Raw genomic sequence first — 10,081 nt, 5'->3', positions numbered from 1 at the left:
TTTATAAATTTTTAACCGCTTCTCTAAATTTATTCCCTCGATCCTCGTAACTATCAAACAAATCAAAACTAGCGCATGCTGGCGACAACAAAACTGCATCACCCTTTTTTGCTATTTTATGAGACACCTTAACAGCTTCTTCAGCTCCTGCTGTTTCTACCATTACCTCTACAACATTTTGAAATGTTTCTATAATCTTTTGATTATCCAACCCTAAACATACAATTGCTTTTACCTTTTCTCTAACCAAAGGCATTAAGTCTGTGTAATCATTTCCTTTATCTACACCCCCTACAATCCACACTGTTGGAGCCTCCATACATTCTAATGCATAATAAACAGCATTTACGTTTGTAGCTTTACTATCGTTTATATACTGAACTCCATTAATTTTTTGAACATTTTCTAAACGATGCTCTACTCCTTCAAAATCAGATAAACTCTCTGCTATTGTATTTTTTCTAACTTGTAATAATCGAGCTGCCATTGATGCTGCCATTGCATTCTTAGTATTATGTTTTCCTTTTAATGCTAGTTCAGAAACATTCATTAGTACTTCTTCTGTATTTAATTTCATTATTATCTTATCTTGTCTTAAAAAGGCACCAAACTCTAATTCTTTTTCAACTGAAAAAGGAACTAATTTTGCCTTTACTATATTATTTTTCAACCAATTTTGTATCGCTTTATCATCTGCGTCATAAATCAAAAAATCTTTTTCTGTTTGATTTTTTGTAATGCGAAACTTTGACGCTATGTATTTTTCAAAATCATAATCATACCTATCTAAATGATCTGGTGATATGTTTGTTATAATTGCTATATGCGAATTAAACTCTTCAATCCCATCCAACTGAAAACTACTCAATTCTAACACATACTCTTTGTAATCTTGCTCTGCTATTTGATGCGCAAAACTATCACCTATATTTCCACCTATACCAACATCTAGTCCTCCTTGTTTTAACAAGTGATGCGCTAACAACGTTGTAGTTGTTTTACCATTTGATCCTGTTATCCCTACTATAGTTGCATTTGTATATTTAGACGCAAACTCAATTTCAGAAATAACCTTTACACCCGCTACAATCAATTTTTGCACTAAGGCAACTTTTTCTGGTATACCAGGACTTTTCATTACCAAATTAGCATTCAATATTTTACTTTCCGTATGCTGATTTTCTTCAAAATCTATAGCATTATGTAAAAGAACCTTTTTATACCTTTCTGCTATGCTTCCTTTATCTGAAACAAAAACATCAAAGCCTTTTTGCTTTCCTAAAATAGCTGTTCCTACACCGCTTTCTCCTCCTCCTAAAACAACCAACCTTTCCATTACTACCTCAGTTTTAGAGTTACTATCGTAAACACTGCTAATAAAATTCCTACAATCCAAAAACGTGTAACAATTTTACTTTCATGATAATTTGACTTCTGATAATGGTGATGTAAAGGCGACATTTTAAAAACACGCCTTCCTTCTCCAAACTTCTTTTTTGTATACTTAAACCAAGAAACCTGAATCATTACCGATAAATTTTCAACCACAAAAACTCCTGCTAATATTGGCAACAATAATTCTTTTCGAATTGCAATTGCTATTACCGCTATAATCCCTCCAATGGTTAAACTTCCTGTATCTCCCATAAATACCTGAGCTGGATACGTGTTATACCATAAAAAACCTATTAAAGCCCCTGCAAAAGCAAGTATAAACACTGCCATTTCTCCAGATTTAGGGATATACATTACATCTAAATAATCTGCAAAAATTATATTACCAGATACCCATGCAAAAATTGCCAAAGTAACCACCATAATTGCAGATGTTCCAGCTGCTAAACCATCAATCCCATCTGTTAAATTAGCGCCATTTGAAATTCCTGTTACGATAAAAACAACAACAAATATGAATACAATCCACCCATACTTCCTATAGTCATCTCCTAGAAAACTTAGTGCTTTTGCATAATCTAACTCATTATCTTTTAAAAATGGCACCGTAGTTTTAGTTGATTTATGCGCCTCTCCAAAAACCTTCTTCTTACCATCAACCTGAACTATTTGCTCTGAAGCTGGTAACTGCTCTTTTATTGTAACATCTTGGTGAAAATAAAGCATTGAACCTACAATAAGTCCAAGCCCAACTTGACCTAAAACCTTAAACTTACCTTTCAATCCAGCCTTATCTTTTTTAAACACCTTTATATAATCATCTGCAAAACCTATTAACCCCATCCAAACCGTTGTGATTAATAAAATGATGATATAAATATTTTCTAACCTTGCCAATAACAAGACCGGTATTAATGTTGCAAAAATAATAATAACACCTCCCATTGTTGGTGTTCCTGCTTTTTGTACCTGCCCCTCTAGACCTAAATCTCTAACCGTTTCACCTACCTGTTGTCTTCTTAAATAATTAATGATTTTTTTTCCAAAAATCGTAGAAATTAATAACGACAAAATAAACGCTGTTGCTGAACGGAACGTAATGAATTGAAATACACTCGCCCCCGTTAGGTTAAATTCGCTTTCTAAATATTGAAATATATAATACAGCATTTATTTTAGTTTTTTAGTTGATTAAAACAATTAGTCACTTCTTCTAAATCATCAAAATGGTGTTTAACTCCATTTATTTCTTGATAATTTTCATGCCCTTTTCCTGCAATCAATATTATATCCCCAGCTTCTGCTAGCTTACATGCTGTTTTTATAGCTTGTCTTCTATCTAAAATTGACAATGTTTTTTTATAGTTTTCCGCCGACACCCCCTCTTCCATTTCATCAATAATTACCTGCGCATCTTCTGTCCTAGGATTATCTGATGTAAAAATTGCTTGATCGCTTAATTGTGATGCTATAAGTGCCATTTTCGGACGCTTGGTTTTATCTCTATCTCCTCCGCAACCTACTACTGTGAATACTTTTTCGTTTCCTGTTCGAATATCATTTATCGTTTGCAACACATTTTTCAAAGCATCTGGTGTATGCGCATAATCAACTATAGCTGTTACTTTATCTTCAGATACCGTATACTCAAAACGCCCTCTTACACTCTCCAACTCACTCACTATCCTTAAAGTTTCAAGCTTTTCAAAACCTAATAAATCTGCCACACCAAAAATCGCCGCTAGATTATAAGCATTAAATTCTCCTATCAATCTTGTCCAGATTTCAATTCCATTTATAGACAACAATGTTCCAGAAAAACGCTTTTCTAAAACTTTTACTTTATAATCTCCTAATGTTTTTAAAGCATATGATTTCTTATTTGCTTTTGTATTCTGAAGCATTATTTGACCATTTTTATCATCAATATTCACCAAAGCGAATGCTGATTTTGGCAATGAGTCAAAAAACGACTTTTTCACATCTCTATATTCTGCAAAAGTCTCATGATAATCTAAATGGTCGTGAGATAGATTTGTAAAAACACCTCCTACAAAACTCAACCCTTCAGTTCTCTTTTGATGCACTCCATGCGAGCTAACCTCCATAAAACAATACTCAACTCCTTCTTCAACCATTAATGACAGATATTTGTTAATCATTAATGAATTTGGAGTTGTATGTGTTGCCTCGTACTCAACTTCATCAACCATTACTTTCACCGTTGAAAGTAAACCTACTTTATAACCCGCTTTTTTAAACAGCTTATACAATAATGTAGCAATGGTTGTTTTACCGTTAGTACCTGTAACCCCCACCAACTTCAATTTATCACTTGGATTACCATAAAAGTTAGCCGACATTACTGCCAAAGCAACGCTAGAATCTACCACTTCTATATAGGTAACATCTTCCTCTATATTAACTGGAAGCTTTTCACAAATAATCGTATTTGCCCCCAACCCTAATGCTTTATCTATAAACTGATGCCCATCTACCATCACTCCTTTTTGAGCAACAAAAACATCATTTTTTTCAATTTGCCTACTATCAAATTGAATATCCTTCACCATCACATCTGTATTTCCATGCACTGCATTTACAGATACTTTATATAATATGTCTTTTAATCTCTTCAACTACGATAGTTTTAAATAAACTGTTCTTCCTTTTGACACTTTTATTCCTTTTTGTATCGACTGCTCTTTTACTTTACCCATTCCAGAAAACTTAACTTTAAGCCCCATATTTTCAAGTAACGCTATAGCATCCATACCACTCATACCTACAACCTTAGGCATAATTGTTTTATATTTTCTTAATTTCTGATAATACACCTGATATTCCTTATCAAGATTCAAGTTTGACATTTGATCAGACACTCTTTGATTATTAACAGGTGTTGTTGTATATATTTTTTGAGCAATCTCCTTAAAAACTGGAGCAGCCACTGTAGCTCCATAATATCCTTTTTCCTTTTTTGGACTATGCACAACCACTATACATGAATACTTAGGATTCTTTGCTGGGAAAAAACCTGCAAAAGACGCTACATATTTCTTATTTGAATAATGTCCATATACCGTTTTACCGTTTTTATCTTTATGCTTAGGAATCCATTTTTTTGCAGTCCCTGTTTTTCCTGCCATTGAAAAATTAGAAGAATATACATTTTTTGCAGTCCCTTTTTTCACCACATTCTCCATCACTTTTCTAACCTTATTCAAAGTTGTTTGCGACGCTATCCTCTCCTTTACAACCTCAGTTTCAAATCTTTCTTCTACTTTTCCTCCAACTCTTAATTCTTTTACAAAAAACGGCTTCACCATTTTACCATCATTTGCTACCGCATTATAAAAAGCTAGTGTTTGCAAAGGTGTTAAAGACACTCCATAACCCCAAGCCATCCATTCTAATGATATTGGACTCCATCTTTTTTCTGACGGATTTGGAATATACGGTTTTCCTTCTCCTAAAATCTTAACTCCCGTCATTTGGTCTAACCCAAACGACTTAATTTTCTTGATAAATTTCTTAGGATTTCTATCATAATGCTTTTGAATTGTTTTTACAATCCCAACATTTGATGACACTTCAAATACACGCGCTAAAGAAACCCTTCCAAAACCTCCTCTTTTACTATCCTCTACCTTTCTATTATTTATAAAAATCTTTCCTTTTTCACAATCCACAACATTAGATGTATCCGCTAACTTATCTTCAAGAACCGCCATTAAACTTGCCAACTTGAATGTTGAACCTGGCTCATGACTCTCCCATACCGCATAATTTCTTTTTTCATAATACCTACCTTTCGATGTTCTTCCTAAGTTAGAAATTGCTTTTATCTCACCTGTTTCAACCTCCATAACCACGGCACACCCATGATCCGCCTCAAAATACTCTAACTGCTTAAGCAATGCATGATGTGTTATATCTTGAATATTTACATCTATTGTGGTAATTACATCACTTCCATCTACTGGCTCTTTTTCATTAACATCATTTACCGGCTTCCATTGCCCTTTTGCAATTTTCTTTTTTAAACGCCAACCATTCTCACCCTGCATATAATCTGCAAAAGCTCCTTCAATACCAGCACCTCCTCTATGGTTATCGTAACCTATTGTTCTTTCTGCAATCTTACCTATAGGATGTACGCGAACCGTTTTTTGCTCAGCAATAAAACCTCCTCTATAAACCCCCAACTTAAAAATTGGGAAGCTTTTCATTTTCGTATAATCATTATACCCAACATCTCTTGCAATTAACAAATAGCGATTTTTTCTATTCTTAGCTTCTCGTAGCTTTTCCTGATAATAATCCGCCGATTTACCCAACAACCCTGACAACGATTCTGCAAGAGCTCGAATATTTTTTTCAAACACCTCTGAATCTACCGTAACCACATCCATTCGAATAGTATATCTCGACATTGAAGTTGCCAAAAGATTTCCATCCGCTGCATACACATTACCCCTGTTTGCAAAAATCGTATCGTTTTTTACTGTCTTTTCTAGCGCTAACTTCTTATACTTAGCACCATCAACATATTGAAGATTAAAGATTCTAAACAGGATAACAATAAAAAAAAGCGTCATTAAAATCGCAACCACATAGAGCTTATTTAATATACCTTTCTTTACTACCATTTTTATCCTATTCTACTTTAGTTGTTACTTTTATTTTTTGAGGAGGTGTCTTCGCTGGAGACAACCCATTTACTTTTACTTTATCACGAATACTACTCTCTAACTTCATCCGCATCAACCTTGTATTCGTATCTATATCTTCCGCTCGCAACTCTCTTTTTTGCTTATTCAATTCTGCTATTCGAACTACCTTAGCATCTATACTATGCGAACTAGATATCATTATCAACAATAGAATCACTACAAATATCAATATTCGCCAATTATCAAAGGAACTCTCATCCGTTAAGAACCGTCCCTTCAGCACACCATAAATACCTTCTTTAACTTTCGACATTATTTTAATGTTGCTATCCTTAATTTAGCACTTCTCGCTCTATTATTCTCTTTTATCTCTTCTTGAGTAGGCACTATCATTTTACCTACTTTTTTCAGCGGCACATTAATATTCCCATAAAAATCCTTCTCTGGTTCTCCACTAAACAACCCCGTCCTTATAAAACGCTTCACCAACCTATCCTCTAAAGAATGATATGAAATAACACTCAACCTACCTTCTTCATTTAGTAAACCCGGAATTTGCTCCAAAAACTCCTTCAACACATCCAACTCCTGATTTACCTCAATCCTAACCGCTTGAAATATCTGAGCCAAAATCTTATGCTCTTTTGCTTTTGGCAAAAAAGCTCGTAACACCTCCCTCAATTGAAAACTAGTCTCTATTCTCTCCTCTTCTCTAGCCTCTACAATTGTTTTAGCCAACACCCTAGCATTCCTCAACTCTCCATATAAAAAAAGCACATCTGCTAATTTATCTTCCTCGTATTTATTAATAATTTTTTTCGCAGACAATTCAGACTTCTGATCCATCCTCATATCCAAATCTGCATCAAATCGTGTAGAAAATCCTCTTTCTGCTTCATCAAACTGATGAGACGAAACACCTAAATCTGCCAAAACACCATCTACTTTTCTCACACCATAAAAACGCAAAAACCTAGAAATAAAACGAAAATTCTCTCCAATTAAAACAAAACGCTCATCATCTATTTTATTTCGTTGCGCATCCGGATCTTGATCAAACGCAAACAACCTCCCGTTCTCACCTAACCTACTCAATATTTCTCTAGAGTGACCCCCACCCCCAAACGTCACATCGACATACACTCCATCTTCTTTTACATCAAGCGCATCAACACTTTCTTTCAACAAAACCGGATTATGATAATTCATCTACATCTATATTTCCCATCACCTCTTCTGCTAAATCAGCAAAATCAACAACAGCTTCATCAATAACTTTTTCGTACTTATCTTTATCCCAAATCTCAATAATATTAACCGCAGATGAAAGCACCACCTGCTTCTCTATTCCCGCAAATTGACATAAATCTTTTGGAATTAAAACTCTACCAGAAGCATCCATTTCTACAACCTTCACACCAGCAGTAAATCTTCTAATAAAATCATTATTCTTCTTTACAAAACGATTTAATTTATTAATCTTTTGCATCACCATGTTCCATTCTTGCATTGGATACAACTCCAAACAAGACTGAAAAACAGACCTCTTAACCACAAAACCCTCTTGTAACACAGAAGACAACTGCTTTTTAAAAGCTGACGAAACCATCAACCTTCCCTTAGCATCTACCTTACACTCATATGTCCCAATTAGATTTATCACGCCCAGAAACCATAGTTTGCACCAAAAATAAAAAATAATTGCCACTTTTTACCACTTTTTACCACTTTGTTGATAAGTTTTACCCTTTTTGTTAAAAAACTGATTATTAAAGCATTTAGTTTTATAATTGATACTGAAATAATAAAAATGAGAATATCCCAAAAAAGAACTACATTTGCGGTTGAGTCAAATCTTAGATACAATGACTGAATTTTTAAAGAAAGAAGGTAAATTTACATACGCGGAAGCGGGAGAAGGAAACCCTATCATTATACTACACGGTTTAATGGGAGCGTTGAGTAATTTTGACTCAACGTTTAACTACCTTTCTCAAAAAGGATATAAAATATTCATCCCTGAATTACCTTTATACACTTTACCTCTACTCAAAACCAATGTAAAAAATCTTGCTAAATTTTTACATGATTTTATAGAATACAAAAATCTTAAAGATGTAACGCTTTTAGGAAACTCTTTAGGTGGACATATTGCTTTATACTACACAAAACACTATAGTTCTGATATTAAATCATTAGTTCTAACTGGTAGTTCTGGTTTATATGAAAACTCTATGGGAAGTAACTATCCTAGAAGAGGCGACAAGGAATTTGTTCGCAGAAAAATAGAAGAAGTTTTTTACGATCCAGCTATAGCTACTGATGATTTATTTGATCAAGTTTATGAAGTAATCAACGACCGAAACACTCTTGTTAGAACATTAGCTATTGCTAAAAGTGCTGTAAGGCACAATATGGCTAAAGACTTACCTAACATGGAACAGCCTACTTGTTTAATTTGGGGTAAACAGGACTCTGTTACTCCTCCTGAAGTTGCTGAAGATTTCCACAGACTTTTACCAAATTCAGATTTATTTTGGATTGATAAATGTGGGCACGCTGCTATGATGGAGACTCCTGATGAATTTAATAAAATATTAGAAGCTTGGCTTTCTAATCAAAATATATAATAGCTTTTAATAAGCTAAATCTATATTTATGAAAATAAAATCTGCTGAATTTGTAATGAGTAACAGTAATGTTACTAAGGCTCCAAAAGACAGAATACCGGAATATGCTTTTATCGGTAGGTCTAACGTTGGTAAATCTTCGTTAATTAATATGTTAATGGAGCGAAAAGATTTAGCAAAAACCTCTGGAAAACCAGGAAAAACACAACTTATAAATCATTTTAAAATTAATAATGAATGGTTTTTAGTGGATTTACCTGGTTATGGATATGCTCAAGTTTCTAAAAAGAAAAGGACTATTTTTCAATATTTTATTGAAAATTACTTCAAAGAAAGAGAGCAATTAGTTTGCACTTTTGTTTTAGTTGACAGTCGACACGATCCTCAAAAAATAGATTTAGAGTTCATGGAGTTTTTAGGAAAAAACCGTATTCCTTTCTGCATTGTTTTCACCAAAGCAGATAAATTAGGAAGCTCTAAATTAAACAAACAGATAACTGCCTACAAAAAGAAATTACTTCAATTTTGGGAAGAACTCCCTATGTCTTTTGTTACCTCTTCTTCAACTGGATTTGGCAGAGATGAATTCCTTAATTTTATTGATGGAGTTAATCAGGATGTAGCCGAAAACTTTAAATAAACTATTTTTTATTTATTGCTTATAATTTCTAAAAATGTATTCTACCAAAAATAATCTGCAAGTTTTACATGAAGATAATCACATTATTATAGTAAACAAACGTGCTGGAGATATTGTTCAAGGAGATAAAACTGGAGACAAACCCTTATCGGATGTTGTTAAAGAATACATTAAAATAAAATACAATAAACCTGGAGCTGTTTTTTTAGGTACCGTTCATAGACTCGACAGACCTACTTCTGGTATTGTTATATATGCTAGAACATCAAAAGCATTAGAACGTTTAAACAAAATGCTTAGAGAGAAAACAATACAAAAAACGTATTGGGCTGTTGTTAAAAGTCAACCTAAAAAACCAACAGACACTCTAGTTAATTTCTTAAAGAAAAACCCTAAAAACAACAAATCTACCGCTTACTCTAAAGAAATTGACGGAAGTAAAAAAGCCATTTTACATTATCAAGTTTTAAAAAAACTAGATAATTATTCTTTACTAGAAATCGATTTAGAAACTGGTCGCCACCATCAAATTCGAGTACAATTATCTAACATTGGCTCTACTATAAAAGGAGATTTAAAATACGGAGCCAAAAGAAGCAATAAAGACGGAAGCATTCATCTTCACGCAAGAAAAATTAAATTCACTCACCCCGTAAGCAAAGAATTAATTAAAGTAATTGCTCCAACTCCCTCAGATCCTATTTGGGATGCTTGTTTGTAATTTGTATCTTTAGGGAAAT

The 10,081-nt window shown here is 33.6% G+C and carries 10 protein-coding genes; 3 read left to right on the top strand and 7 right to left on the bottom strand.

Going from position 1 to position 10,081, the window contains the following annotated elements:
• Position 1: 1 nt before the first annotated feature.
• The 7 genes from murD to mraZ are packed head-to-tail and all read right to left on the bottom strand — an operon-like array spanning position 2 to position 7,734.
• Positions 2 to 1,336 (bottom strand): UDP-N-acetylmuramoyl-L-alanine--D-glutamate ligase, encoded by a 1,335-nt coding sequence (murD, locus tag ACOQN8_RS09080; RefSeq protein WP_420552439.1) that lies wholly within the window; start codon positions 1,334 to 1,336, stop codon positions 2 to 4.
• Between the two features lie 2 nt (positions 1,337 to 1,338).
• The gene (gene mraY, locus ACOQN8_RS09075) at positions 1,339 to 2,565 is read right to left on the bottom strand and encodes a phospho-N-acetylmuramoyl-pentapeptide-transferase (protein ID WP_150901011.1); all 1,227 of its coding nucleotides are present in this window, start codon (positions 2,563 to 2,565) and stop codon (positions 1,339 to 1,341) included.
• Positions 2,566 to 2,570: 5 nt separating this feature from the next.
• On the bottom strand, positions 2,571 to 4,034 hold the full coding sequence (locus tag ACOQN8_RS09070; RefSeq protein WP_420552438.1) for a UDP-N-acetylmuramoyl-L-alanyl-D-glutamate--2,6-diaminopimelate ligase: 1,464 nt from the start codon (positions 4,032 to 4,034) through the stop codon (positions 2,571 to 2,573).
• Positions 4,035 to 6,047: a penicillin-binding protein gene (locus tag ACOQN8_RS09065; protein ID WP_246175218.1), complete on the bottom strand. Its 2,013-nt coding sequence runs from the start codon at positions 6,045 to 6,047 to the stop codon at positions 4,035 to 4,037.
• 7 nt (positions 6,048 to 6,054) lie between these two features.
• Positions 6,055 to 6,384 (bottom strand): FtsL-like putative cell division protein, encoded by a 330-nt coding sequence (locus tag ACOQN8_RS09060; RefSeq protein ID WP_150901013.1) that lies wholly within the window; start codon positions 6,382 to 6,384, stop codon positions 6,055 to 6,057.
• Positions 6,384 to 7,280 (bottom strand): 16S rRNA (cytosine(1402)-N(4))-methyltransferase RsmH, encoded by an 897-nt coding sequence (rsmH, locus tag ACOQN8_RS09055; protein ID WP_150901014.1) that lies wholly within the window; start codon positions 7,278 to 7,280, stop codon positions 6,384 to 6,386. Before rsmH ends, ACOQN8_RS09060 begins: the two co-directional genes overlap by 1 nt.
• Entirely contained in the window at positions 7,267 to 7,734 is a 468-nt protein-coding gene (mraZ, locus tag ACOQN8_RS09050; protein ID WP_235275203.1) for a division/cell wall cluster transcriptional repressor MraZ, read from the bottom strand. Before mraZ ends, rsmH begins: the two co-directional genes overlap by 14 nt.
• A 202-nt stretch (positions 7,735 to 7,936) precedes the next feature.
• On the opposite strand from mraZ, the gene ACOQN8_RS09045 reads away from it, so the two are divergent.
• Genes ACOQN8_RS09045 through ACOQN8_RS09035 form a run of 3 tightly spaced genes read left to right on the top strand, consistent with a single transcriptional unit; the run spans position 7,937 to position 10,062 of the window.
• The gene (locus ACOQN8_RS09045; RefSeq protein ID WP_150901016.1) at positions 7,937 to 8,701 is read left to right on the top strand and encodes an alpha/beta fold hydrolase; all 765 of its coding nucleotides are present in this window, start codon (positions 7,937 to 7,939) and stop codon (positions 8,699 to 8,701) included.
• 28 nt (positions 8,702 to 8,729) lie between these two features.
• Positions 8,730 to 9,341, top strand: coding sequence for a ribosome biogenesis GTP-binding protein YihA/YsxC (gene yihA, locus ACOQN8_RS09040; RefSeq protein WP_150901017.1), 612 nt, complete (start codon positions 8,730 to 8,732; stop codon positions 9,339 to 9,341).
• A 34-nt stretch (positions 9,342 to 9,375) separates the two neighbouring features.
• Positions 9,376 to 10,062, top strand: a complete 687-nt coding sequence (locus ACOQN8_RS09035; RefSeq protein WP_420552437.1) for an RluA family pseudouridine synthase — start codon at positions 9,376 to 9,378, stop codon at positions 10,060 to 10,062.
• Positions 10,063 to 10,081 lie beyond the last annotated feature (19 nt).

The sequence above is a fragment of the Tenacibaculum aiptasiae genome (assembly GCF_965221665.1).
Classification (GTDB): domain Bacteria; phylum Bacteroidota; class Bacteroidia; order Flavobacteriales; family Flavobacteriaceae; genus Polaribacter; species Polaribacter aiptasiae.
Note: the sequence above shows the minus strand (reverse complement) of the source record. Positions and strands in the feature narration are given on the sequence as shown.

Bases quoted from the DNA above. Each gene is read 5' to 3' on its own strand.
- murD (WP_420552439.1), bottom strand. From the start codon at position 1,336: ATGGAAAGGTTGGTTGTTTTAGGAGGAGGAGAAAGCGGTGTAGGAACA.
- mraY (WP_150901011.1), bottom strand. From the start codon at position 2,565: ATGCTGTATTATATATTTCAATATTTAGAAAGCGAATTTAACCTAACG.
- ACOQN8_RS09065 (WP_246175218.1), bottom strand. From the start codon at position 6,047: ATGGTAGTAAAGAAAGGTATATTAAATAAGCTCTATGTGGTTGCGATT.
- ACOQN8_RS09060 (WP_150901013.1), bottom strand. From the start codon at position 6,384: ATGTCGAAAGTTAAAGAAGGTATTTATGGTGTGCTGAAGGGACGGTTC.
- rsmH (WP_150901014.1), bottom strand. From the start codon at position 7,280: ATGAATTATCATAATCCGGTTTTGTTGAAAGAAAGTGTTGATGCGCTT.
- ACOQN8_RS09045 (WP_150901016.1), top strand. From the start codon at position 7,937: ATGACTGAATTTTTAAAGAAAGAAGGTAAATTTACATACGCGGAAGCG.
- yihA (WP_150901017.1), top strand. From the start codon at position 8,730: ATGAAAATAAAATCTGCTGAATTTGTAATGAGTAACAGTAATGTTACT.
- ACOQN8_RS09035 (WP_420552437.1), top strand. From the start codon at position 9,376: ATGTATTCTACCAAAAATAATCTGCAAGTTTTACATGAAGATAATCAC.